The 21,671-nt window shown below is 37.6% G+C and carries 35 protein-coding genes; 8 read left to right on the top strand and 27 right to left on the bottom strand.

All coding sequences use genetic code 11. The features are described 5' to 3' along the window. Positions 1 to 176: 176 nt before the first annotated feature. Genes KO02_RS16780 through KO02_RS16815 form a run of 8 tightly spaced genes read right to left on the bottom strand, consistent with a single transcriptional unit; the run spans position 177 to position 5,213 of the window. Positions 177 to 659, bottom strand: a complete 483-nt coding sequence (locus KO02_RS16780) for a hypothetical protein (RefSeq protein WP_038700125.1) — start codon at positions 657 to 659, stop codon at positions 177 to 179. A 9-nt stretch (positions 660 to 668) separates the two neighbouring features. Further along, a complete protein-coding gene (locus tag KO02_RS16785) occupies positions 669 to 1,175 on the bottom strand; it encodes a hypothetical protein (protein WP_038700127.1) in 507 nt (168 codons plus the stop codon). 33 nt (positions 1,176 to 1,208) lie between these two features. Beyond that, positions 1,209 to 1,718, bottom strand: a complete 510-nt coding sequence (locus KO02_RS16790; protein ID WP_038700129.1) for a hypothetical protein — start codon at positions 1,716 to 1,718, stop codon at positions 1,209 to 1,211. Between the two features lie 16 nt (positions 1,719 to 1,734). Next, the gene (locus KO02_RS16795) at positions 1,735 to 2,244 is read right to left on the bottom strand and encodes a hypothetical protein (RefSeq protein WP_038700130.1); all 510 of its coding nucleotides are present in this window, start codon (positions 2,242 to 2,244) and stop codon (positions 1,735 to 1,737) included. Then, entirely contained in the window at positions 2,244 to 2,759 is a 516-nt protein-coding gene (locus KO02_RS16800; RefSeq protein ID WP_038700132.1) for a CHAP domain-containing protein, read from the bottom strand. The genes KO02_RS16795 and KO02_RS16800 overlap by 1 nt, the downstream gene beginning before the upstream one ends. Further along, the gene (locus KO02_RS16805; protein WP_038700134.1) at positions 2,749 to 3,276 is read right to left on the bottom strand and encodes a phage holin family protein; all 528 of its coding nucleotides are present in this window, start codon (positions 3,274 to 3,276) and stop codon (positions 2,749 to 2,751) included. Before KO02_RS16805 ends, KO02_RS16800 begins: the two co-directional genes overlap by 11 nt. Positions 3,277 to 3,280: 4 nt before the next feature. Beyond that, positions 3,281 to 4,201, bottom strand: a complete 921-nt coding sequence (locus tag KO02_RS16810) for a hypothetical protein (RefSeq protein ID WP_038700136.1) — start codon at positions 4,199 to 4,201, stop codon at positions 3,281 to 3,283. A 52-nt stretch (positions 4,202 to 4,253) separates the two neighbouring features. Next, a complete protein-coding gene (locus KO02_RS16815) occupies positions 4,254 to 5,213 on the bottom strand; it encodes an HK97 family phage prohead protease (RefSeq protein WP_051960005.1) in 960 nt (319 codons plus the stop codon). Between the two features lie 137 nt (positions 5,214 to 5,350). Between KO02_RS16815 and KO02_RS16820 the strand changes: the two genes are divergently transcribed. The 8 genes from KO02_RS16820 to KO02_RS16855 all read left to right on the top strand — a co-directional run bounded on the left by KO02_RS16820 (position 5,351) and on the right by KO02_RS16855 (position 11,914). Next, entirely contained in the window at positions 5,351 to 5,905 is a 555-nt protein-coding gene (locus KO02_RS16820) for a hypothetical protein (RefSeq protein ID WP_038700138.1), read from the top strand. Then, complete coding sequence (locus KO02_RS16825) at positions 5,905 to 7,449, top strand: hypothetical protein (RefSeq protein ID WP_038700140.1); 1,545 nt, start codon at positions 5,905 to 5,907, stop codon at positions 7,447 to 7,449. Before KO02_RS16820 ends, KO02_RS16825 begins: the two co-directional genes overlap by 1 nt. A gap of 22 nt (positions 7,450 to 7,471) precedes the next feature. Further along, positions 7,472 to 7,717, top strand: coding sequence for a hypothetical protein (locus KO02_RS16830; RefSeq protein WP_038700141.1), 246 nt, complete (start codon positions 7,472 to 7,474; stop codon positions 7,715 to 7,717). Positions 7,718 to 7,720: 3 nt separating this feature from the next. Then, positions 7,721 to 8,191 (top strand): hypothetical protein, encoded by a 471-nt coding sequence (locus KO02_RS16835; RefSeq protein ID WP_038700143.1) that lies wholly within the window; start codon positions 7,721 to 7,723, stop codon positions 8,189 to 8,191. Between the two features lie 2 nt (positions 8,192 to 8,193). Next, positions 8,194 to 9,423: a DUF935 family protein gene (locus KO02_RS16840; protein ID WP_038700145.1), complete on the top strand. Its 1,230-nt coding sequence runs from the start codon at positions 8,194 to 8,196 to the stop codon at positions 9,421 to 9,423. 218 nt (positions 9,424 to 9,641) lie between these two features. Then, positions 9,642 to 10,751, top strand: a complete 1,110-nt coding sequence (locus KO02_RS16845) for a minor capsid protein (protein WP_144243353.1) — start codon at positions 9,642 to 9,644, stop codon at positions 10,749 to 10,751. Between the two features lie 85 nt (positions 10,752 to 10,836). Next, positions 10,837 to 11,376: a phage virion morphogenesis protein gene (locus tag KO02_RS22950; RefSeq protein ID WP_144243354.1), complete on the top strand. Its 540-nt coding sequence runs from the start codon at positions 10,837 to 10,839 to the stop codon at positions 11,374 to 11,376. Positions 11,377 to 11,482: 106 nt separating this feature from the next. Continuing rightward, complete coding sequence (locus KO02_RS16855; protein WP_038700149.1) at positions 11,483 to 11,914, top strand: hypothetical protein; 432 nt, start codon at positions 11,483 to 11,485, stop codon at positions 11,912 to 11,914. Positions 11,915 to 11,947: 33 nt separating this feature from the next. Here KO02_RS16855 and KO02_RS16860 read toward each other — a convergent pair whose 3' ends face one another. The 19 genes from KO02_RS16860 to KO02_RS16950 form a co-directional block, all read right to left on the bottom strand. Next, positions 11,948 to 12,154 (bottom strand): hypothetical protein, encoded by a 207-nt coding sequence (locus tag KO02_RS16860; RefSeq protein WP_038700151.1) that lies wholly within the window; start codon positions 12,152 to 12,154, stop codon positions 11,948 to 11,950. Positions 12,155 to 12,266: 112 nt separating this feature from the next. Beyond that, on the bottom strand, positions 12,267 to 12,830 hold the full coding sequence (locus KO02_RS16865) for a DUF4468 domain-containing protein (RefSeq protein ID WP_038700154.1): 564 nt from the start codon (positions 12,828 to 12,830) through the stop codon (positions 12,267 to 12,269). 27 nt (positions 12,831 to 12,857) lie between these two features. Continuing rightward, positions 12,858 to 13,544: a hypothetical protein gene (locus tag KO02_RS16870; RefSeq protein ID WP_038700156.1), complete on the bottom strand. Its 687-nt coding sequence runs from the start codon at positions 13,542 to 13,544 to the stop codon at positions 12,858 to 12,860. Continuing rightward, complete coding sequence (locus KO02_RS16875) at positions 13,525 to 13,992, bottom strand: hypothetical protein (protein ID WP_038700157.1); 468 nt, start codon at positions 13,990 to 13,992, stop codon at positions 13,525 to 13,527. Before KO02_RS16875 ends, KO02_RS16870 begins: the two co-directional genes overlap by 20 nt. Positions 13,993 to 14,001: 9 nt before the next feature. Then, complete coding sequence (locus tag KO02_RS16880) at positions 14,002 to 14,529, bottom strand: hypothetical protein (protein WP_038700159.1); 528 nt, start codon at positions 14,527 to 14,529, stop codon at positions 14,002 to 14,004. A 2-nt stretch (positions 14,530 to 14,531) separates the two neighbouring features. Next, positions 14,532 to 14,984 (bottom strand): hypothetical protein, encoded by a 453-nt coding sequence (locus KO02_RS16885; protein WP_038700161.1) that lies wholly within the window; start codon positions 14,982 to 14,984, stop codon positions 14,532 to 14,534. A gap of 12 nt (positions 14,985 to 14,996) precedes the next feature. Next, positions 14,997 to 15,182: a hypothetical protein gene (locus KO02_RS16890; RefSeq protein WP_038700163.1), complete on the bottom strand. Its 186-nt coding sequence runs from the start codon at positions 15,180 to 15,182 to the stop codon at positions 14,997 to 14,999. Between the two features lie 36 nt (positions 15,183 to 15,218). Further along, a complete protein-coding gene (locus KO02_RS16895) occupies positions 15,219 to 15,521 on the bottom strand; it encodes a hypothetical protein (protein ID WP_038700165.1) in 303 nt (100 codons plus the stop codon). Beyond that, positions 15,508 to 16,461, bottom strand: coding sequence for a reverse transcriptase domain-containing protein (locus KO02_RS16900; protein WP_038700167.1), 954 nt, complete (start codon positions 16,459 to 16,461; stop codon positions 15,508 to 15,510). Before KO02_RS16900 ends, KO02_RS16895 begins: the two co-directional genes overlap by 14 nt. 214 nt (positions 16,462 to 16,675) lie before the next feature. Beyond that, positions 16,676 to 17,152, bottom strand: a complete 477-nt coding sequence (locus KO02_RS16905) for a hypothetical protein (RefSeq protein ID WP_038700169.1) — start codon at positions 17,150 to 17,152, stop codon at positions 16,676 to 16,678. Positions 17,153 to 17,159: 7 nt separating this feature from the next. Then, entirely contained in the window at positions 17,160 to 17,504 is a 345-nt protein-coding gene (locus KO02_RS16910) for a hypothetical protein (RefSeq protein WP_038700171.1), read from the bottom strand. Between the two features lie 13 nt (positions 17,505 to 17,517). Then, positions 17,518 to 17,910, bottom strand: a complete 393-nt coding sequence (locus KO02_RS16915) for a hypothetical protein (RefSeq protein WP_038700173.1) — start codon at positions 17,908 to 17,910, stop codon at positions 17,518 to 17,520. 1 nt (position 17,911) lies between these two features. Continuing rightward, on the bottom strand, positions 17,912 to 18,133 hold the full coding sequence (locus KO02_RS16920; RefSeq protein ID WP_038700175.1) for a hypothetical protein: 222 nt from the start codon (positions 18,131 to 18,133) through the stop codon (positions 17,912 to 17,914). 130 nt (positions 18,134 to 18,263) lie between these two features. Beyond that, positions 18,264 to 18,497 (bottom strand): hypothetical protein, encoded by a 234-nt coding sequence (locus tag KO02_RS16925; protein WP_038700177.1) that lies wholly within the window; start codon positions 18,495 to 18,497, stop codon positions 18,264 to 18,266. Next, a complete protein-coding gene (locus tag KO02_RS16930) occupies positions 18,490 to 18,783 on the bottom strand; it encodes a hypothetical protein (protein ID WP_038700179.1) in 294 nt (97 codons plus the stop codon). The genes KO02_RS16925 and KO02_RS16930 overlap by 8 nt, the downstream gene beginning before the upstream one ends. Positions 18,784 to 18,786: 3 nt before the next feature. Continuing rightward, a complete protein-coding gene (locus KO02_RS16935) occupies positions 18,787 to 19,452 on the bottom strand; it encodes a hypothetical protein (protein ID WP_038700180.1) in 666 nt (221 codons plus the stop codon). A gap of 143 nt (positions 19,453 to 19,595) precedes the next feature. After that, a complete protein-coding gene (locus tag KO02_RS16940; protein ID WP_038700182.1) occupies positions 19,596 to 20,090 on the bottom strand; it encodes a hypothetical protein in 495 nt (164 codons plus the stop codon). Positions 20,091 to 20,095: 5 nt separating this feature from the next. Then, positions 20,096 to 20,767 (bottom strand): hypothetical protein, encoded by a 672-nt coding sequence (locus KO02_RS16945; protein ID WP_038700184.1) that lies wholly within the window; start codon positions 20,765 to 20,767, stop codon positions 20,096 to 20,098. Between the two features lies 1 nt (position 20,768). Continuing rightward, positions 20,769 to 21,665: an ATP-binding protein gene (locus KO02_RS16950; protein ID WP_038700186.1), complete on the bottom strand. Its 897-nt coding sequence runs from the start codon at positions 21,663 to 21,665 to the stop codon at positions 20,769 to 20,771. Positions 21,666 to 21,671 lie beyond the last annotated feature (6 nt).

Genomic DNA, 21,671 nt, shown 5'->3' on the forward strand with positions numbered 1-21,671 from the left:
TTTTAAAGAATCACCCTTGATTACCAAGCTTGACCGTTTTATCATTTTCACTTGATCTACCATATACATCTGTAGATTAACCCAGCTTATCTCTTCAAGCATGTAATTTTGTGTCCAGCCTTTTTTATCAGAAATTTGATTTAAAAGACCCCAAGGGCTATGCATACCTACGGCAATTAACTCCTCTTGGTCATTTGACCCAGTTTTGGCGGTGTGATCATCTTCGATCTTACCAATCTGGTAGTAATCATAAAATCCTCCAGACCCCCATGTAGGATACTAATCTGTAAAAGACTCAGTGCTTCTGATACAGACAGGGACTCCTGTAACCATTTCGAATATGGCTTAAGCAATAGCCATGTCAAGCGTTTATCTACCAAGAACAGACAGGCCAATGCCCTATATATATATTTACCATAACGAACATTGAATAGCATTGCATTTTCAATCGATATTTTTTTCAGATCATCAATTGACAGTTGGCAGTGCAGATACCAATACCCCATTCTCATTAGTGCTCCGCCTGTAGGGCTCCTCAAGACAATTTCAACACTGCGCTTTTGAAAAATTCTCAAAAAAAGAGGGGCGCGAACCCTAACTCTCACGCCCCTTTGTAATAGAGTCTCAGTTGCTTGGAGCTCAATTTTATTTGCTTCCATAGAACTATGTTAATCTTCAGGTGCATCTGGCCAAGAAAATGCCTCCACATTTTCAATACCTGTATCTTGTACAGTTGCTACAACTGTGATTGTTACAACAGCTTCATCATTAATATCATTTTTTAACTGAGCCATACAGCTCATGTTCGGAGTGATGATTGCACTACCATCTTCAAGATCAAAATGTAAGAATTTATTGGTAGGCAATTTCTTTTTTGGTTTATGCCATGTTTTTAATCCCTCCACATCCGTTACGGTCCCCCCTAGCCATGCTAACTTCTCTTCAGCATCAACTTTTAAGATCTGGAATGTAATCGTTTCATCAGCCACACTGTAGCGAATCACTTTAGCATTATTATTACCTTGCTGATAATGCTTTGTTGCTGTCGACTCGCCATCATCATGCGATATTGTGTCTTTATAAATCTCAAGTTCCTTTGGAGTGAGCATTGCGCCAGTAGCGGGATCCATTGTTCCATACGTAGCTTTTTTACAGCCATATTGATATTTTCCCATTCTTTTTTTATTTTAATTTAAAGCCCCGATTAATTAATCATTTTCCTCATTTTTACCAGACCCTTCATTTTTCGCACCATCTGTTTCACTTCCAGTAATTTCAGTTATCAGACCTGATTCTTTATTTGAACCATCTTTTTCAAGTTGGGCAGCCAATTCAGCCTCCTTCTCAGCTATTTTAACCTTGAGCTTATCGATACCGATATTTCCTTGTGCAGCTTTGCCGTACAACTTGAGATAATTAGCTTTTAATGCCTCACGCTCCAAGTCCAACTGTTTAGAATCCACTTGTTTTCCTGTCTTTGTAACTATGTCAGGATTAGTAGTGGATTTTTCTTCTGACAATTTATTGTTTTGATAATCTGATCGACGGTGAGGAGTAACTTCAGTGTCTTTCATTTTGAATGCATGTGACTTTGCATATCCTTCAGACAAAAAGATGCGCTCATCATGAGTTGAGTAAAGAATGTCATTTGCAGGTTTTGGATATTGCGCAAATACGATTGCCAATTTCTTTTCCAATGTATTTTCTTTATGTTCCATAATATTTAAATGGCTTTTAAAACGGTTTTAATTTTGATTTAACTTTGGATACCACGAAGTATCCGAGTAAGAGTATAGCAGCTATTCCCAAGAGCCATACCCACCAAGGGATTATCATACCCTCGACCTCTTTTTGGCGGTCTATTTCCTTTTTCTTATATGAGGTTTCTTCCACTTGTAGATCAACTTTGGTTGATCTGGTTGTGTCACCTTCGTTAACGGTTTGATTTTCTTTGGTACTTTTAGAACCGCCCCTTATGACCTCTGCCTGATCTGCTTTACCTTCAACTTTTCCATCGGTATAGATAATTCCCGAAAAGTTTTCAAAGCGCATCGCAATATTCCAATTACTATCCAGCGTTCCGGACGCGTTAGTTACCCTGTATAGGCCTGCCTTTACATCTAAGTTGTTTAGTTCAAGGTTTAATGAGTTCGAGTCTATCGAACTTTTGTGCACTTGACTTTTACGGCTTTTGCAACTCCACAGGGTTACGCACACTAACAATATCCAAGCAATGTTTTTCATTATAATTCGATTGGTAATATGAACCCCTTCAAATTCAAACCCGAAGCAGTTCGAGCCCTTTTAATAGTCCGAGCTTTAATAGCCACTTGATCACCTTCACGACTCCCAGACGCATTCGTATTACCTTCAATACAATGCATGGTATTTGTTTTTAGATCAAAAGACTTCACAATACCCACATGACCAGCCGAGCTAGAACCATGTTGCCAAACAGCTATCGCACCCACAGCAGGGACATCCGACACTTTCAATATGCCATCAGCCTTAGCATTATTATATGTTGCCAATGCACCACCGTTAAAGCGATTACGTATCACACTTGAAAGAGGAACAGAAGCATAAGCCTTCGTATAGATCAACTTGGTAAAGAAAGCACACCATGCCAATCCTTTGTACCAACCCACTGACTTCAACTCCTTTTCAAAAGATGGATCATGAAAGCCAGCATTACCAGTCTTCTCAGTACGACCATTGTACCATTCCGCAGCCGAAACTATAAATTGACTAGTTTTCATTTCTTTTTAACTTAAATAATTCGTTCACTTTATCCTGAATCTGGCTGATCCAATAAGTTTTTCCTTTACCGTTGATTACGCCAAGATTTTCACCTATGCTGATAATATTCTCAGTTGCGATATGAACTGCAAGAAATAAATGCAACCAATCAAAAAACCAGTAGCCGACATTTGACCCCTTAACATTAAAACTTTCTGCAAAAGAGTTACTGACAAATAGCATTACCAGATAACAAGCCATCTTCAAACTGAAGCGACTCATCTTGGTCGAACTTGCAGGTATCTGTGCTACTTTCGACGCAATCATGCCTGAAAACACTTCCACTATCATGACGCAGACAAAGGCAATAGTGGCCAACACATCGAGTCCAAAAATCTTGTATGTCGCTACTGAAAGTGCACTTGTCGAAAGAACTACAGCAGACATATTATATTTGATTGAAGGAAATAGAGAGCTGGTCAGATCCGACCAGCTTTCATACTCAAATGTTCTTAACAGTTTTTCGATGTGCTTCATACGACTAAGGTTTGATTCCTGAAACCAATGCCCCGAAACCATGATCTTGAATCTTATCGACCAGACCATAAGCCTGAATACGGATTTCGCTCACAGGATCTGCACTTCTAGTGTCGGTCACTTCAGGATCATATAGGATTTTTAATTTATCCAAATGATACACCGTGTTCGGACTGTAAAAGAAGGTCGAGGCATCTCTATCTGTATTCACATAAGCTTCACCGATACCTTTTAGAACACCATCTGCACCGTAAATTGGGTTTTTGTTATTTTCCCAAAGATTCAATGAATAGAACCCTAACAATTCACCGGTCTGCGGATTGATACGGATACCTTCACGGTAATTATTAGTGGAAGCTCTATCATGCATTAAATCTTGCTGGTGATTACTTGAAACGATAAACTGCAAACCTTTTGGATTTTTTAAATTTAAGGTTTTGATAATGCCATAAAACTTGATCAGATCGGCATAGGTCAGGCGTAAACGTCCTGTACCATCATCTTCACCCGTTGTACGTAAAACAGGCATTCCGACTGCGTTTGCATTGGGAGCCAACTTATTCAATGTATAGTCTCTTAAGCCGAGCTGAAATGCCTCGAACTGTTTTACACGCACTTCCGCACGTTTATCAAACTGGAGACTACGAACCTCTTTATCGTCACATTCAGTCGGAGTCGTGTCAAATTTATCCCATTCGATAAGACCTTTTTTTCCAACCATCTTAGCAGGAGTAAATTCATCCTGATTGTTGACTTTAAACTCAACGTTATTGATCAACTTATTGAAACGAATACCGTCCGCACTGATTGCGGATTTATTGGCTGACCCCAATACACCGATAAAGTCATCTTTATAATTTTTAAATTCTTCAAGTAGACCAGGTGCAACAAATTGGTTCAACCAATTCCCATCTATTAATGCCATAATTTTTTAGCTAATATTTCTTTTTTGACTTTGTTAATTACTCCTTTTGATTCTATCCGAATAGCTCTGCAAATTTTTCAGGATCTTCTTTGAACATCAATTCAAGCTCTTCGGGAGCCTTGTCCTGCCATTCCGCATAAGTCCATTTTTCCTTCCCTTCGATTGTTGTCTTTTTACGGCTTGAAAGTTCAGTTAATGAGGTTTTATTGTTGACCAATTTTTCAACTTGACGAAATGCCAGATCATATTTAATCTCAGCAAGCTCTTCAAAGTCCTTGCGTTCATCTACGGTCAGCTTGGCTTTATCCAACAATTCATTGAAAACCTTTTCTTTCTCGGACTTAACAGCTGCTTTGAGAGCTGCATGCTGATCCTTTTCATTTTTAAGGGCAATTTCTGAAGCTGTGAATTTTGCAGAAAGTTTCAATACGGCGCCGTCCACTTCCTCGAGTGATTCTGCGCTTTGCAGACCATAGGTAGACAATACAGCTACACAGGCAGCACTTAACATTAATTTTGACATAGTCTTGTTTTGCTTATCGATATTTAATTTATTGACTGATTTTAGAGAAAGCGTAATTTGTTCCTCATCGAGGAGTTCCCCTGTTTTAGAATAGAGCTTAATAGAGTTGGCATTGCTCGGCACCGCTACGATCGACACTTCAAAAAGTTCAGCTTTTAAGAGCCAGTACGAGCCGTCCGGTCTTTCTTCCATGAACTGATGACTAAAAGTGATACCCATCGAGCAACCCTTTAAAAAACCGCCATCAACCTTGCTTGAAATTTTTACTGCATCTTCATCATTCAAATCAAAAACGGCATCTGCCAATAATTGATTCCCTTCAATACGGATGTTTTCCCATCGTCCGATAACGTTGTTCGTCGAGTTCCAGTGATCCGACAGCATTACTGGGTTAGCTTTGAATCTTTCGAGGTCGATACCCTCATTCATGATCCTGAACCCGTAACTATTGGTGATGGATTCATCGTTTAATACAAATGTTTTTGCCATGCTTTTTAAACTTCTTATCTGCTTTGTTAGGACAAAGGAATCCAACTTTGGAAGCTTATTGAATTAGTTGCGCAAGGATTGCACAACTAATTCAAATAGAGCCTTTTTCATGAGACTTTTGAGCAAAAAGGAGAAAGATGGCATTATCAAAAATCCAAGCAAAAGAGTATGCAAAGACATTATATGTGAAAGAAGATCTGCATCAGAAGATTATTGCAGAACGTGTTGGTGTGACCGAAAAAACAATTGGTAAATGGATTACGGATGGAGGATGGAAAAAGCTAAAAACTTCACTATTAACAACTAAAGACAATCAGATTGCCAACCTGTATGACCAGTTAGAAAAAATCAACTCAGAGATTAAGGCTAGGCCTATCGTTTATGATATACCTGCTAGTATTTTGAAACCGATAAAACTCAGAGATGCTCAGGGTGATGAAACTCTCAGATACCAAGATTACAATCCAACAGATTTCCCAATCAAATATGGCAACTATCCAAGTAATGGCGAAGCTGATATCATTTCCAAAATAACGTCATCCATTGCCAAGCTTGAGACAGAGACTGGGGTCGGCGAAACGGTCGAAGTATCAAAAAAACTAATTGCATTGATTCAACAAGATGATCTGGAATTTGCAAAGCGAGTGACATCGTATTGCGATTTACTCATTCAAACTCTTATGATTAAATAATGGGCATACAGAGCGACAGAAGATACCTTGAAGACTGGAACAGCTTTAGGGAGAATGTAAATAGAGCCACACCGATTGATTTATCTGAGACTCCTTTAGCAAAAAGACAAAGGATTGCTCGGTTAGAGAAAGATCCTGAAGCGTGGTTTGCCTATTATTTCCCTAACTTTTATACTTCAGATCCTGCACCATTTCATAAAAAATCAACTTGGTTGGTTTTGAACAATCCCGAGTTTTATCTCGTAAGATCATGGGCTAGAGAATTAGCGAAATCAGCAAGGACAATGATGGAGATTATCTATTTAGTCCTTACTAAAAAGAAAAGAAACATCCTGTTAGTTTCTGATTCTTTAGAAAATGCTAAACGTCTGTTACTTCCATATAAAGTAAACTTTGAATCAAATAATCGGATCATCAATGACTACGGACTTCAACAGACCCTAGGCAATTGGGAGGCTCACGAATTCAAAACAAAGGCAGGTGCTTCTTTTCGGGCCTTAGGCGCAGGACAATCTCCACGTGGTACACGGAATGATGCCGTAAGGCCAGATGTTATCCTCATAGATGATATTGATACGGATGTTGACTGTAGGAATAAAGACATCATTAAGGAGAAAGTGGAATGGATAGAATCTGCATTGATTCCTACAAGAGCCATTTCAGAAGCTTTACTAATTATTGCCTGTGGAAATATTATCGCAAAATACTGCTGTATAACCGAGATGGCTAAGAAAGCCGATAAACAGGAAATCGTTAATATTCGGGATAAAGATGGGAATAGTACATGGCCATCTAAGAATACGGAAGAAATGATCGACCGTGTACTTAAGACTATTGGACGAACAGCAAGACAACGAGAATATTTCAATGATCCCATTGTTGAGGGCTCTTCTTTCAAAACTGTTAAATATGTGAAAGCACCGCCGATCAACACCTGTGACTTCGTCGTGATATATGCAGATCCGTCTACATCCAATAAAGATAAACAAACGGGTAAATCAAAGAATCAGAGATCGTTTAAATCAGTGCAGGTCATCGGTTATAAATCACCCAAATTTTACACGTATTGGATTAGACTTCAGCAGGTCGGAAATGCAAAGTTCGTTTCGTGGCTTTATGGTGCATACCAGTTTTGCAAGGATAAAAAAGTTGACACTGTGAATTGCTGGATTGAGAACAATTCACTTCAAGACCCCCATTATTCTCAAGTTATTAAACCAAGGATTGACGCCCATGCTAAGGAACATGATATACCTGTCATTCCTGTGAGAAAAGATGAGCGCAACAAGCCCGATAAATTTGATCGGATTGATGGAACATTAACCCCGCTTGATGATGATGATAATCTGTGTTTCGACGAAAAATTAAAAGGTCAAGAAGATATGGAAGAGATGGATGGACAGATGAAAGCCGTTTCTCCCGACTGTAAGATCATGGATGGACCAGATTGTCAAGAAGGCGGTGTATGGCTGATACTGAATAAAAAAATCTCTAGATCTAAAAGAACGTATAAATCGGGAGCCCGCCCATCAAGAAGGTATTAATCACATTTAAACAATTAAATATATGACTCAAAAAAAGAATTGGGACGAATTCAGAAGAACTGGACTACTCCTCATCATTAATCAATTATTACATGTCTTTGGTTGGGCCATCGTACTTGAGTTCGAAAATGACAAGATTATTAATGCTTATCCAGCGCGCGTAAAGTTTCGAGGATTTGACGAAAAAAGTGCCACAAATGCATATAAACAGGTATCAAAATACTTAGAAGAAAACGCTAATCAATTAAACAAAGAAGCTAATCAATAAATCATGCCATTTCTAATAGCACAGGAGCTCAAATCCGTAATACGTGAATACAAGGTAAACCACATTGCGGACAATGACCCGGCAAACATAACTGTTGCCATAAATACAGCAATTACAGAAGTCGCCAGCCGACTAGTATCAAAAAATGATAGAAGTAAAAATGATGGCCGTCTAAAAATAGATACCAAAGCTGTTTTTACTCAAGAAGGAGATGATAGAAACCCATTGATCCTAGAACTGACCAAGATTGTAACCTTATGGTGGTTGCTCCCAAGAAGCAATGCAGGTGTGGATTGGGAAGTTGTAAGAGACAGATATTCCGCAGCAATTGACTACATAAAAGATTTAGCCACTGGGGAAGCAAATGACATGACTCTTCCAACTATTGAAGACCCTACCGATGAAGATGGCAACCCGATCAGTTCCACAAAACCGTTTCGCATGGGTTCCCGTGCAAAATTTAATCATGAATAATCATGGCAAAGAAAAAAGATAAAGAAATTAAGCCATCTAAGGCAGTTTTAAAAAGAGTCTTAGACTACAAACTGAAGAGTATTTCACACACTCGAAAAGACATCAAGGACTGGACAATGGCAACCAATATGGTCAATTATGTTGAAGAGCCATCAAACTACATGCTTCAGGAACTGCTGAATGTTATTTCCAACGATGGACATTTAACCTCACAGCGACAAAACTTGAAAGATCAAATATTTTCATCACCATTTACTATTTATCATGATGATAAGGAAGATGATGGTGAAACACGTTTACTACGCAATTCGTCTGGATTTAAAAAAATTATAGGAACCATACATGAGACTGATGATTATGCATACTCTGTTATTGAACTCAGTTTAAATAATAAAAAACTTGTTGTAGATGTTGTTCCAAGAGCAAATATTATCCCTCAGAACGGGACATTTTTGGAAGACTACACAAATAATTCCAACAAAATAAATTACAGAGAAATTAGAGAATTTGGAACTTGGATTCTTGAATTTAATAAATTAGATATTTCTCAGGGTGATTTAGGATTATTAAACAAATTAGTTCCACATGTACTCATGAAGCGTTTTGCGCAGTCGTGCTGGAGTGAACTGTGCGAAATATATGGTATTCCGCCCCGAGTTCTCAAAACAAATACTGCCGATACAGGAATGATGAACCGTGGGGAAGAAATGATGCGTGACATGGGAGCAGCCGCATGGTTCATTATTGACGAAGCTGAAACTTTGGAATTTGCAACAGGAGCTACCACAAATGGTGATGTATACCGTAACCTCATCAATCTATGTACGAATGAAATATCATTGGTAATCATTGGGGCTGTAGTTGGACAGGATACCACAAATGGCTCTAGATCAAAAGAGGAGGCAGCTCAAGAACTGCTCTGGATCAAAGCGCAGGCACGTATGTCTCATATCGAGCAGGAAATGAACGAAACTGTTATGCCTGTCCTCGCTAAGATTGGTTTGATAAAAGAAGGTGCTGTATTTAAATACAACGAAGCAGAGGACACGAATAAATTATTTGAGTATACCAAGGCTTTTCTTAACGATGCAAGATATTTCATTCCTGTAGAATTCATTAAGGAAAAATTTGGCGTTGAATTAATCGAGGTAGAAACAAAAGAAATTGATGAGACTAAAAACAAAGGGGGGCAAAAACTAAACGCTAAACTTCCAGATAATTTTTTCGACTAAGCCCCTCAGATCATCCCGTTGATCTGGGAGGGCTATCCCGTAGTGCAGTCGATAGTTATTACTGCTGTGATCAGCATCACGACCAATTTGATCTTGCAGCAGCAGTTGGAGGTAGTGATTTTGGTAAATACATCGAAAAGTTAGCTCGCGACATATGGGAGCAACAAGCCGAATTACAGGGTTATGACCCTGTATTGATACAAGCCTACGGTGAAAAATTGAGCGAAGCAATTAAAAAGGGGTACGACAAAGATTATGTAGAAATTGACTTCATTACGCCAGATTATAAAAAACTACATAGCCTAGAAAAGAATGCTTGGCAATTCAGTGCAGCGAAGACTTACACGCAGTTGAAGGAAATGTCCGATGCTTTGACTAAGCCAGATGGTTCGATCAGGTCATTTGATGAGTTCCGCATTCAAACAGCGATTATCACAGGCAAACAATTACGTCACCTCAAAATCGAATATCAAACTGCATTTGGTGGCGGTCAAATGGCTGCTCAATGGCAACGAATTCAAGAGCAAAAACACATTTACCCTTATCTGGAATTTATAGCAGTTGAAGATGAAAATACAACAGCTTTATGCCGATCGTTAAATGGCGTGATTAAGCATGTGGATGATATATTTTGGCAAATATACTTTCCGTTAAATCATTACGGATGTAGGTCAACTACCAAACAGCATCGTACAGCTACTGAGACTCCAGATAATGAAATTGTGTATCCCGACATTCCTAAGATATTTAAGGTCAATTTGGGGGAAAGAGGGCTCGCATTTCCTGAAGACCATGCATACTTTACTGGTATGCCAGCTGAAGTAATGGAGAAAAGTAGACAGTTTTTCCCATATAATATGCAGATGGACATATTAGATATTAGCGATGAGACATTAGGTATCATACGCCAACATTTTATGGTCGATACAAAAGCAAACGATTATCAACGGATGCTCAGTATTGCAGCTGAAAAAGCAAGAAAAGAAAAGATATTGGTCGATATCATGCCGACCCTTGACCCTGACACGTATCCAGCGCAAAGGCTGATTGTCTTCCCTGATGCAAAAAAAGGGAAGTCATCAGATTTACGGATAGACAAAAAACTATGGGAAGAGGAGTTTTCGACCAAGTCGCACAATATAAACAACATCAAACACGCCATCGGCGCAGGATCAAAGCAAGCAAATCATGTCATCATCACATTGAGTGAAGAAGTCGATTCAGAAATATTAAACCGATTGGTTAACGGACGTTGGAAAGATCATCAAGATTTGAAAACAATATTATTCAGGTACCATGACAAAGAGTGGATTTACAAAAGGCCATAAAAGCCAAAAGCCCTAATTTACATCAGGGCTTTTGGGGCACGGTGACCTGCATAAGCCGACCTCCGTAAAGCAAATATACAAACAAATGAGCAATCAACAAAATATAGAACAATTCTTTGCACAATTCCAAGCAAAGGTCAATTCTGTGCAACAACGTCTGCCTGACATCATTGGTACGGAAGTCGTCAACTCGTCATTGGACAATTTCCGTTCGGAATCTTTCTTTGGCAATAAGTGGCCAGTACGGAAAGATAAAAAGAATACGCGAAAGCTACTTGTTAAGACAGGAGCATTACAGCGTAGCCCTCGGATAGTATCCAGCATGATAGGTCACGTGGTAGTTGGCTCAGATATCCCATACGCATCTGTTCACAACAATGGAGATATGATTAACAGAGCTGCGCGTTCAGAGACATTCATCCGCAATAGGTATAAAACTGGTAAAAAAGGAAAAATGTTTGGAGGCATGGGAGCATTCAGTAAAGGCACAACAGCAGGACAAGGTCAAAGCTATAAAGCCTATTCTTACAGTATGCCCATTCGAAAATTTCTAGGCTCACATCCAAAACTTAAGAGTCATTTGGAAGCAGTCATCAAACAAGAATTTACAAACGAATTTAAATAACAATTAAAGCACCATTAAAATGAAAGAAAAACCAAAGGTAGATCCTGCCAAACTGATTAAAACGACACCTGTTTTCATTAAGCACCTAATTTTAATATAAGTCATTATGAAAGATCTTTTTGTTTACCTAAGACAATTATTGAAAACCTTACCATCCATTGCATGGATTGATCTGGACAAAGGACAATTGAACAACTACGAAGTAAGACCATCTATTGACTTCCCAGCAGTACTGCTCAAGCTTGAATATCCATCAACCACCAAGCTATCTGGTAAACAACAACAATGTAATGTAATCTTAACAGCCAGCATCGTGTTTGATTTTATGGATGATACCAGCAGCATTACTCCAGATGATATTTTAGAACAATCTTTGAAGGTTTTTGACATCGCTGACGAAGTGCACAAAAAATTACAGGGTGCAATGGACGTCACCGTGATCAGAACACCCTTGGATCGCGCAAGTGTTCGAGACCCCAACAGAGCTGACAAGATCAAAGTTCTTCAGTATGTCTATACCACTAAAACTATTGAATAATAAAAAAGGTCTTTGGTTAATTCCAAAGGCCTTTTAAAATAACATCAATTGTTTCGTATTGTAATCACTGGGCTTCATACTTTTAATATTCATCCACTGTCGATATGACAAGTGAATACCATATTTAGGGAATACAGTCGACAAAATACGAGTATCGGGTATATCACGCTCTTTGGCCTCTTGATATACCTGCACGATATACTGCACTCGACGATGATAATTCCGATTATTGTAGGCCATAGATTTGTTGAAAACAAAATATAATTTTGAATAAAACAAAAATACGAAATATTTAACAATAAAAAAGCCCTTAAACTTTCATTTAAGGGCTTTTTTATTGCAATAATAATATTTAAAAATCATCCGATGAGTTAGGTTTTGACAAATCTACATTCACACTTTGAATTAATTCCTTAATCTTTTCATCAATAAATCTTAAAGATTTAATGTTAGATCCTCTAAACATATATTTATCATCCTTTTGTTGTCTCTCATAAGTTGAATTAATAGAAGAATATCCATAAGTTGAATGACCTTTGCCATCTATGTTTTTTTCCTTTATGTCATAAAACTGAACCCTATACCTTCCATCTTTCACAGTAATATCAATCATAAATGATATTCTGTCGAAACCACCTGTTAAAACATTTTTTCTAGATTCAAATATTCCACTACCAACTATTTTTCCATTTTCCTTATCCTCAACCTGTTTAACTTCGTTACTATCATTAAAATTATCAGCAAACCATTTTAATGCTCGTATGTACAATACATTTTTAACTAAGTTACTGTCAACAGACACTACCTCCTCATAAAAAACTGAACCATCTTTAGTTGGCATTGTAACCCGATCAACTACTTTTTGAGCCTTCGTAAAAAGAGGTAACATCAATAATAATAAGAATATTTTTTTCATTTTCTTTTAGATTAGTACCCAAAGATATCACTTTTTACTATTTTTTCGCTGCATATCTTTCATCACCAACGCCGCACCAGTCGCTTTCTTCAACAACACCTCCATGCTGTCACCACGTTCAACCCGACCAACATCTTGTCCTGCCTTAAAATTACACTCCTTAGTATATTCTTTGTCAGCAGATCTAAACTGCTTTTCCTCTACATAAAGCTTTAGCCATTTCATGATTGTGCTACCATCCATACGCTGAAAGTCTTCACCATAAAAGCCCTTTTTAGCATTACAAAAACAAATAGCAATCTCTTCTAGTGTCAGCGATGAATGTGTAACAATAATCATTGGAGCTAAAGCTAATATCCCATCCTTAGTAATCATACGATCCAGGATAAAGTACTTTCTTAGATCATTAACCATCAAACATAAAGTTTTGACAACTGCCTCTGAATTTTCCCTATTCAATATACCGATACTTTTCGGAGCTGTTAACCCATCGAGCATCAGTTCCATTTGATCAATCATGTTTCGGACCTCAGCAAGATGTGTTTCCCTATCATCGCCTTTAAACTCTTTATCAAAAAATCGTTCAGACCTCTTTAGGTCGTCCAGTTGTTCAGACGCTACACGATAGGCTTCAAATTTACGCTCAACATGATTAGGAGAATACTTCGCCATTTGAGCCATTGTTACAGCCGTATTATTGTTTAAGTTCTGCATCAAACGCGTCGGCTTCCAAATTTCGAGCTTGTTGTTTTGTGCTTCCATTTTTAATCTTATCTATTATCTCTAACAAATTCTTATTAATTGCTCCCAGCTGCTTATACTTCTGTAGCGAAAAGTTCAAACGGTCCCAATGCACCAGAATAGCTTTGAAACTTAGAAATGCAGACTCATCCGTTTTTTCTATACTTGCACCCTTCAGTTGTGCAAGTATAGATTTCAAAGCTTGACCCTGTGAAGGGTTCCTGATCACTGGGAGGTCGAAGCTCTTCAACCATTCATGATAGAACCCCATTGCTTCATTGTGATAAGGACTAGGTTCTTCTTTTTTATCCAAACCCTTTAGTCTGGATAATATGGAGCGGAGGACAATTACCTCCGCACCCTGCTTGACTAACTTCTTTATATAACTTTCAAGCCATTTGATTTCTTCTTTTAATGTCATAATGTTACCTTATTTATCAAGCATGATATTAAATTCCTCTATTGTAATTGGAATAACTTTAAAATAATTGTGCCCGGAAGTTAAGTCGACTATAACTTTCGTTAGACTTTTTAGATCGTAGTTGTATGAAATTAGATTGTTCATTGCAACTGCTTTCAAAATATTCAAAAAGAACTTTTCATCGCGATGATATTCGAGTGCTTTAATCATATAATCTTCAGATGAAACATTTACATATGTCATATTTTTAACTCCATTTCTTCCAGCAACTCTCAAGAAATGATTAAATGTAAAAAGTGAACCATAATGAGAAGATGTGTACATACTATAAGTTACAATCACATTTTTGGAATTAAATAACATTTCATATTGCTTATCATCGCCCTCTTCTTTACACTTAAAATAAAACTCTCGAATAATTTGTAAATCTTTATAGTCAATATCAAAGTGATATCTTAATTGCCTTTTAACATGAGATGTTTCATCTTCTTTAACATCTCTTTCTTGATCGTTGTCAATAAAAATCATTTTTTTCATAATTAGCCCTCCGACAATAAAAGTTCTGTAAACTGATCATTAAACATTGGTTTTGGTAAATCCTCAACAATACGCCAGTGTGTAACATATTCAAAAATCGAATATTCTTCATTAAACTTTCTAGTGCTGCCATCAGAAAAATAAAGAACCAAATTATCGTTACTCACATCATTGGGAATTGGGCAATCATTGATACAATTCCACCCGTTATTATTTTCAAGACCCTTCAGGCTTTTGGGACGGTATGTAAATTGATCGCATTCCAAATTGCTGTCTTTTCTCCTAGAAATTCGATAGAGAGTATTATTAAGAATCTTACCACTTTCATCGTAACCAATTCGAAACTCACGAACTGAAGTCCATCCATTATATTTAAGAGCACACGTCTGTTGCTCTACTGGCAATATATCCCATACTTCGCCATAAGCTTGTTTTATTAATTCTTCCTTTGTCATAATTTTGTGTTTTTAGAACTCATCTGATAGGATGATACTTTTATCATAGGCATAAGTATCACCATCGGAAAACCTTATATCTACTTCAGTGACCGAATTTAAACCGCTATAATTAAACTGGTCATCAGTCTGATTAATTAAGACCTCCATGTTATCAGGGAGATCTTTTATCTTACTTTTTAAATCTTTAATTGTCATAACTAAATTGGTTTGTAATTACTTTATAGTATTTATTTAAATAAACCTGTAACCTCTCGGTTTCATTGCTTCAATAGTTGCCTTAAATGGAAATTCTCCCATTTCTTTGACCTTGATACACTGTTCCTGAAGAATAACCGACCCGGTAAATATTATTCGTTCTTTGTCTTCATGGCGAATACTGATCGTCATCACCTTTCCATTTCCTTTATCTGAATACTTTGATTTATCGATCTTGAAGTCTAGCACTTCAATGACTTTGTCAACGACTTCGTCCATCTCTATTTTTTTCCCTGTAAATCTTTCTGTTTGAATATTTAAATCACTAAAGTTTTTCATTTAAAAGTTTTTTTATTAAGTTTTTGGAATTACAATGTTTTGCCCATCCGAGGTAACTAGCGATACTGGCTTTTGATTTTTTTGATTTTATTGCTCTGGCGAAAGCTTTTTTAATGATCTTTCTTAAAAGGGTATGTGTATGATAATGTTCATACCCTCCAAAGTCAATTCCTAGTGACACTGGGAATGGTCCCCGATTAGGTTTTAAGCTAAGTTTAAGACGTGAGGACAGATAACTTGATATTTCTTGATGGACGTAGTGTAAATATGATTTATCAGCATGTAGGATAATCATATCATCCGCATATCTGAAGTAGTAGCGAATACCCAGTACTTCTTTGATATGGTGATCCATGTATGTCAAATAAAAGTTTGACAGGTATTGGCTGAGATAATTACCGATCGGCAATCCTTCTGAACTATCGATAATACCATCAAGCAGAGAAAGCATTTCTTTATCTTTTATTTTCTTCCTTAATAAGGATTTTAAGATTTCGTTATCAACAGATGGATAAAATTTGCGTATATCAAGCTGTAAGCAATATGTTGTATCATTAACATTCTTTAATGCATCACGTAAAGCATAGCTTGCTTTGTGTACACCCCGTCCTTTTATACAACTATATGTATCAGCAGTAAACATGCTTACAAAGACAGGCTCCAAAACGTTCATGACAGCATGATGAACAATGCGATCACGATATGGAAGGATAGCAATTTGTCTTTCCTTTCGTTCCTGGATAACTCGGTAACGATAAGGTGATGTCTTGTAAGTATTACCAGCAAGCTCTTTATAGAGATCAGCAATGTTTTGATCATAGTTCTTATCGAACTCAATCACACCTGTCTGTTTTGCCTTACCACGTCTCGCAATTCTATCAGCAAGTAAAATATTGTCGATACTGAAGACTTGTTCGTATATGTTGTTTATTCTTTTCATTTTTTCGCCTTTGCTTTAGAGGTCGTCTTCATCCGTTCAAAGATTACCAACGCCCTGAAAGATTCAGTGTATTTTTCTACCTTACGGTAAGGTCTGTACTGTTATTAATTTTATTAGCATGTGGGCACTGACATTCGCGTTGTCGTTGTCGTAGTTGTAGTCGTTGTACGAGAACCCAACAGCCGAACCAGTACAGTACACAACCTAAGTTTATTTACTTGCTCTTATTAAGAGCTAATGATCGGTTATAGATATCAATGAACTGTTTACCCATATGTATAGCCTTTTCGGACGTATCCACGGATCGGCGGGCACCGACAAACGCGTAGTCGTAGTCGTAGCAGTAGACGATGTACGAGAACCCAACAGCCGAACCAGTATTTCTTTCAAAATATGGATAGTACCAGCTTTGATCCATTGTTAGTTCTTTACCTTCTCTTAAAGCAAGGGCAATTTCTTCAATTTCCTTTTCCGCTTTTTGAGCATCAGTATCGCGTTCAGTTTCCCAGTTGAAACGCTCCATTGTTTTACCGTTATAGTCAAGTGCCGCTTGCAGACTATCGATACGCTCTATGATATTTTTGACGAATACCTTTTCGCCAAATAGATTTTTCAATAGGTTCTTACCTTTTGCGTTTGCTTCATCAAAAGCTTTAACTGCATTTTCTTTTAAAATTGTTAGATTTTCCATGTTTCAATTAACCGTTAATGTATTCACTGTATTCTTTTGTAAATGTTTTGCCTGCATAGATAGCTCTCTCATGATCTATCATAAGAAGGCGGGCACCGACAAACGCGAAGACGATGTCGTAGAAGTAGGCGCGGAACGAGAACCCAACAGCCGAACCGTTAGGATTCCAGAAATAAGGCCAATAACCTGAAGTAACATTCTTACCACCATTCATCGCCAATACAATAGCTTTTACTTTTTCGTAGCCATAAGTATCTGGTGCCATCTTAACCGTGCGATTATTGAATTGCTCCAATGTTTCTCCGTTAAATTCTAGTACTTTTTCGAATGTGTCAATTTGCTTGTAATCCATTTTTAAACCTCCTTTAAACTTTATTTAAATAATCTTTGTAAATCTTGTTTTCCATCACCCACAAAACTTTGTTAAGGGTGTTAACGTCTAATTGGTTCAACTCAACTCCGTAGTTTTCCTGTGACCAATTATTGAGCCTTCCCACGATCTCAACCGTGTTATTACCCCAGTTCATTTTTCCTGCTAGAGCAATAAGCTTCTTTCGTTGTTTATCCCCAGGAGCAACAGCATCGGGACGTTTAGTCTGTTGCCATTTTCGTACATGTATAAATAGTTCATGATACTCACCATCGTTAAGCGAACGAAGGCTATCTGTACGGCCAGAAGTAAATTCGGACACAACTTCTTTATAATCTACACCAGCTGCCTTGCAGATGGCAAAAAATTCAGGATAGTTTCTAGCCATTTTAACAACTTACAATAATGTCACATCTAACTTTTGTAACTCTAAATTTTTCATATGTAATATCAGGATCAGTACCAGCATCATTTATTCCTTGAATTACTCTATACTCCGCCTCAGCTTTGGTTTTAGCTAAGGCAAGTACTGTCACAAACGGCGGACTCATTTTATAACTAGTATTAGCATGTTTAACCCTTACTTTTACTAACCACGCTTGCTGTTTCATAATTAAACCCTCCAAAAGCTAAGACCAACACCCAGTATCATGAACTCGAATCGATTCTTACAAATCGCGAATGCTAATATCGGCATGTATAAAAAGCGATCTGTTTTCCAATAATTTCTAAAGCCTATTCTCATATCTTTAATAATTGTTTTTTGATTTCTTTATTAAATGCGTCGTGTATTTCAAATCTTTCCCCATCCTTTATCGCAACATCATGTGCCGAAAGCACCGTTCGAAATACATTTTGATAAACGCTCATTTCTTTTTCTACAGGCACTCGAATCACCGTATAACCCTTTTTGTGTAGAAATATTTTCTTCTCCTCCAAGGAGAAGAAAAGCGTTAGTTTATCCTCGTCATACATGTGGGGGCTCTTTAAGTACTATATCAACTTCATCAGGTGTAGCATCTTTCCAATAGAATTTCCTTACACCATTCCAGCTCCTGTCCATTTCCCAGTAGAAATATTCAATTTGCAATACATATTGACCATCACGTTTGATCCATTGGTATTCACCTGTTCGAAGATGATCTTCATCTTCAATATTCTGTTTGACCTCATTCTTGGTATCTTCAAAATCTCGATAAAAAGCAAATAGCACGACCAGAATTAAAAGGATGATGATAGGGACATAATCTTGCTCTTGCATAACCTACTTCGTTGAGATTGAAAACTCCAATTTAACTTCCTTACCATCGGCATTAATTCGCTTAAACCATCCTTTTACAAATGTTGATGTACGAGTCTTGAATTGCGCTTTTACGATGATATCAACACCGTCAGAAAATAACGGCTTATTAATTTTCTCCTTTCTGGAAATCAATTCAACAACGCGAGTAGGATTAAGCTCACCCTTTTTATTGGGTTTCATGAAAGTTTCAAGCAGATCCGCCAAAATCTCCCGATTTTCGTCATCAGCTCCCAGCGTTGTAATAAACTCTCTAATCTTCATGACTCCAGCATTCTCGGTACCATCAAAGCCAATGATTTCGTTATGGCCGATACAAATAGATGCCATGCCGTTTCGAGCAGAGAATGTATGTGACGACTGCGAGTCCTTGTAATCATAAAGCTCCTTTTTAAGTGCTAAAGCATTTTTAAAAGCATCAAAAGTTTCGTCAACTTTCAAATTTTGCAGAGTACCAAAATCAGCAAGATCAGGAGCTAAGAATAAAACAGTTTCATCAATCATATCCTTGTAAGCATCGATATCATCCTCTCGCTTTCTTTTAGCAGCCTTTTCTTCAGCAGCCCATTGGTTCTTAAGTCGTACCTCTTCAGCAGGGCTTAATGTTGTTTTTTCGATTGTATTTTCCATTTTCTTAATTTTTGATATTTATATTATTATTGATTTGATTTCTTACGTTGTTTTTACAGCCCATACATTTCGCTGGAGTATTGGCAGCCCCAGGATCTAAAATTTCATCCTTATCACAGGAGCTTAGCAGAACGATTATTGCACTAAGTATTACTAGTATTAATATTTTCATGTTTTTTCTTATTTGATTCACGGATTAGTTTAAGCACCACATTGTACCCTTTCATAAATGAGTCACAGTTCATCAGTTTTTTACAGGAATTCATCCAAATGTATTCTTGGAAAAGCTGTCCAACATTCCATTCGTTCGGCTCATAAGATTCCAATACACCTTCTTTGGTTACCCACATAAAAGGTTCGAGCTCATCTTTAGCCAATGGAAGAAAATCATTACTGTTTCGCCAGTTCCATTCATTTTTCCAGTATCCAGCCATTAAAGATGAATACCTGACTTCATTCAGCATTTCAACTGGATAACCCGAAAACATGGTGGTTAAGAACAGCTCATATTCGTGCAACTGGTGTGTGCAGTACAACTCTTCAGTCATTCCAATATATTGGCACACCTGCTTCATATTACTTTCAGACAACTCACGCACCTGCTGAATAGCTGATTTTTGTTTTACGATCGTTTTCATATTGTTTAAGCGTTATTAGATTTTAAATCCAGACCATGGTACAGCTGTGCTTTCATCTCTATTAAATTAAACTCTCCGCCTTTCACACGACCCGATACTAAAGCTTTCAAACCTTCAACTAAAAAAATTGCCTTGGCCCAGATCTTTATATTTTTTGCAATCGCGGTATAGGGTTCGTTTTTAACCATATGTGCTACGTAGATAAATAGTACATTTGGGAACTCTTTACAGAGCTTTTCAGCCATACCTCTTCTCAATTCTGCTAGCATTGCCGTTACATTGTCCAATACAACTATTTTAGGAGCAGTATGTCTTCTCAGTATGACCTTTAGCGATTTAATAGTCAGATATTCACTGAAGAATAGATTTTTCTGTGTCGCTTCGATACCAGCTCTTTTCATACTATCTTGAAAGTGTTGCGATAGACCTTCCTCGGCGCTCACGTATAGGACTTTTTTAATATCACTTAGCGCATTCGCTAGCATAAGAGAGCAAAGCGTCTTACCGTGCTTCTCTTTTCCATATACGAGCCATATTCCAGATGCATCAGGAGTACCTAGCACATCAGCTAAATTCCCAGTCAGACCAATCAGTTTTTCAGACTTCTTTTCGTAGGCATTTCGAGGGTTCAGTAGCCTGATTTTTGCTTCAGGCATTTCATCTTTATGCTCTTCCATATTAGCTGTGCAGTATTAAAAGAGACTCAGCACGTCTCAGCCCACCAATCTTCTTATTGTCTTCATCCTTCGTAAGACATTTAAGTATGATCTCTTTTAGCGCAATATTTGGAGCCGCATTTACTTTGAGGACATCTGTAATCAGTTGTTTATAAAAATTCTGCTTTTCTTGCAGATCAGTTGGCACCACCGTAGTATAGCGCTCTGAAAATCTGGAAAACACTTCGCTGAATCCGACTTTCTTTGAATTGATACCTTTTTTGATTACCTCACGGAGTCCTTCAGCTCCCATCAGGTACCAGCCACAAGCATTTTCAGTAGCATTCCAATATTCCTTCAGGTCAAGTAAGGCTGGGCGGTCCAGATCACCTGCTTCATCAACGATGATCATAGGTTGTGGTAATGTTCTCAAGTAATATTTGACATCTTCTTTAACATCATTAATTTTCCCTGTCGCATCGACACCGACAGTTTTTGCAAGTGCACGAGTGAATAAATGTTTAGTTTTACACTGGCTAGCATCAATGTAAAAGCAGTTCTTGCGAGTTCTAGCAAGATATTTAGCTGTAAATGTTTTACCGATACCACAGTCATCTACAAACATCTTCGATTTACTATGCGCTTGACAGAAATCAATATCCTCCTCGATGATGCAGAAGACTTCAGTCTTAGCAATATTCCATACACGCTGATTCACCGTGATGTTCAATTGTCGTCCGATGGTCAACCATTGCGCATCACGCAGAATACCCTCAGTCTCCCCGTTACGTATCCTAGAATACACCGACCCATTGATACCCCACTGCTTTGCAAATGCAGCATCAGTGCCGCTATAATTAGGTCTCACAGCAAGTAAAGCTGCACTGACATCTGTTTTAAAATTTTTTGGTAGATTCATTTTATA

Origin of the sequence: Sphingobacterium sp. ML3W (genome assembly GCF_000747525.1) — a bacterium.
Lineage (GTDB): Bacteria > Bacteroidota > Bacteroidia > Sphingobacteriales > Sphingobacteriaceae > Sphingobacterium.

Bases quoted from the DNA above. Each gene is read 5' to 3' on its own strand.
- KO02_RS16780 (WP_038700125.1), bottom strand. From the start codon at position 659: ATGGAAGCAAATAAAATTGAGCTCCAAGCAACTGAGACTCTATTACAA.
- KO02_RS16785 (WP_038700127.1), bottom strand. From the start codon at position 1,175: ATGGGAAAATATCAATATGGCTGTAAAAAAGCTACGTATGGAACAATG.
- KO02_RS16790 (WP_038700129.1), bottom strand. From the start codon at position 1,718: ATGGAACATAAAGAAAATACATTGGAAAAGAAATTGGCAATCGTATTT.
- KO02_RS16795 (WP_038700130.1), bottom strand. From the start codon at position 2,244: ATGAAAAACATTGCTTGGATATTGTTAGTGTGCGTAACCCTGTGGAGT.
- KO02_RS16800 (WP_038700132.1), bottom strand. From the start codon at position 2,759: ATGAAAACTAGTCAATTTATAGTTTCGGCTGCGGAATGGTACAATGGT.
- KO02_RS16805 (WP_038700134.1), bottom strand. From the start codon at position 3,276: ATGAAGCACATCGAAAAACTGTTAAGAACATTTGAGTATGAAAGCTGG.
- KO02_RS16810 (WP_038700136.1), bottom strand. From the start codon at position 4,201: ATGGCATTAATAGATGGGAATTGGTTGAACCAATTTGTTGCACCTGGT.
- KO02_RS16815 (WP_051960005.1), bottom strand. From the start codon at position 5,213: ATGGCAAAAACATTTGTATTAAACGATGAATCCATCACCAATAGTTAC.
- KO02_RS16820 (WP_038700138.1), top strand. From the start codon at position 5,351: ATGGCATTATCAAAAATCCAAGCAAAAGAGTATGCAAAGACATTATAT.
- KO02_RS16825 (WP_038700140.1), top strand. From the start codon at position 5,905: ATGGGCATACAGAGCGACAGAAGATACCTTGAAGACTGGAACAGCTTT.
- KO02_RS16830 (WP_038700141.1), top strand. From the start codon at position 7,472: ATGACTCAAAAAAAGAATTGGGACGAATTCAGAAGAACTGGACTACTC.
- KO02_RS16835 (WP_038700143.1), top strand. From the start codon at position 7,721: ATGCCATTTCTAATAGCACAGGAGCTCAAATCCGTAATACGTGAATAC.
- KO02_RS16840 (WP_038700145.1), top strand. From the start codon at position 8,194: ATGGCAAAGAAAAAAGATAAAGAAATTAAGCCATCTAAGGCAGTTTTA.
- KO02_RS22950 (WP_144243354.1), top strand. From the start codon at position 10,837: ATGAGCAATCAACAAAATATAGAACAATTCTTTGCACAATTCCAAGCA.
- KO02_RS16855 (WP_038700149.1), top strand. From the start codon at position 11,483: ATGAAAGATCTTTTTGTTTACCTAAGACAATTATTGAAAACCTTACCA.
- KO02_RS16860 (WP_038700151.1), bottom strand. From the start codon at position 12,154: ATGGCCTACAATAATCGGAATTATCATCGTCGAGTGCAGTATATCGTG.
- KO02_RS16865 (WP_038700154.1), bottom strand. From the start codon at position 12,830: ATGAAAAAAATATTCTTATTATTATTGATGTTACCTCTTTTTACGAAG.
- KO02_RS16870 (WP_038700156.1), bottom strand. From the start codon at position 13,544: ATGCAGAACTTAAACAATAATACGGCTGTAACAATGGCTCAAATGGCG.
- KO02_RS16875 (WP_038700157.1), bottom strand. From the start codon at position 13,992: ATGACATTAAAAGAAGAAATCAAATGGCTTGAAAGTTATATAAAGAAG.
- KO02_RS16880 (WP_038700159.1), bottom strand. From the start codon at position 14,529: ATGAAAAAAATGATTTTTATTGACAACGATCAAGAAAGAGATGTTAAA.
- KO02_RS16885 (WP_038700161.1), bottom strand. From the start codon at position 14,984: ATGACAAAGGAAGAATTAATAAAACAAGCTTATGGCGAAGTATGGGAT.
- KO02_RS16890 (WP_038700163.1), bottom strand. From the start codon at position 15,182: ATGACAATTAAAGATTTAAAAAGTAAGATAAAAGATCTCCCTGATAAC.
- KO02_RS16895 (WP_038700165.1), bottom strand. From the start codon at position 15,521: ATGAAAAACTTTAGTGATTTAAATATTCAAACAGAAAGATTTACAGGG.
- KO02_RS16900 (WP_038700167.1), bottom strand. From the start codon at position 16,461: ATGAAAAGAATAAACAACATATACGAACAAGTCTTCAGTATCGACAAT.
- KO02_RS16905 (WP_038700169.1), bottom strand. From the start codon at position 17,152: ATGGAAAATCTAACAATTTTAAAAGAAAATGCAGTTAAAGCTTTTGAT.
- KO02_RS16910 (WP_038700171.1), bottom strand. From the start codon at position 17,504: ATGGATTACAAGCAAATTGACACATTCGAAAAAGTACTAGAATTTAAC.
- KO02_RS16915 (WP_038700173.1), bottom strand. From the start codon at position 17,910: ATGGCTAGAAACTATCCTGAATTTTTTGCCATCTGCAAGGCAGCTGGT.
- KO02_RS16920 (WP_038700175.1), bottom strand. From the start codon at position 18,133: ATGAAACAGCAAGCGTGGTTAGTAAAAGTAAGGGTTAAACATGCTAAT.
- KO02_RS16925 (WP_038700177.1), bottom strand. From the start codon at position 18,497: ATGTATGACGAGGATAAACTAACGCTTTTCTTCTCCTTGGAGGAGAAG.
- KO02_RS16930 (WP_038700179.1), bottom strand. From the start codon at position 18,783: ATGCAAGAGCAAGATTATGTCCCTATCATCATCCTTTTAATTCTGGTC.
- KO02_RS16935 (WP_038700180.1), bottom strand. From the start codon at position 19,452: ATGGAAAATACAATCGAAAAAACAACATTAAGCCCTGCTGAAGAGGTA.
- KO02_RS16940 (WP_038700182.1), bottom strand. From the start codon at position 20,090: ATGAAAACGATCGTAAAACAAAAATCAGCTATTCAGCAGGTGCGTGAG.
- KO02_RS16945 (WP_038700184.1), bottom strand. From the start codon at position 20,767: ATGGAAGAGCATAAAGATGAAATGCCTGAAGCAAAAATCAGGCTACTG.
- KO02_RS16950 (WP_038700186.1), bottom strand. From the start codon at position 21,665: ATGAATCTACCAAAAAATTTTAAAACAGATGTCAGTGCAGCTTTACTT.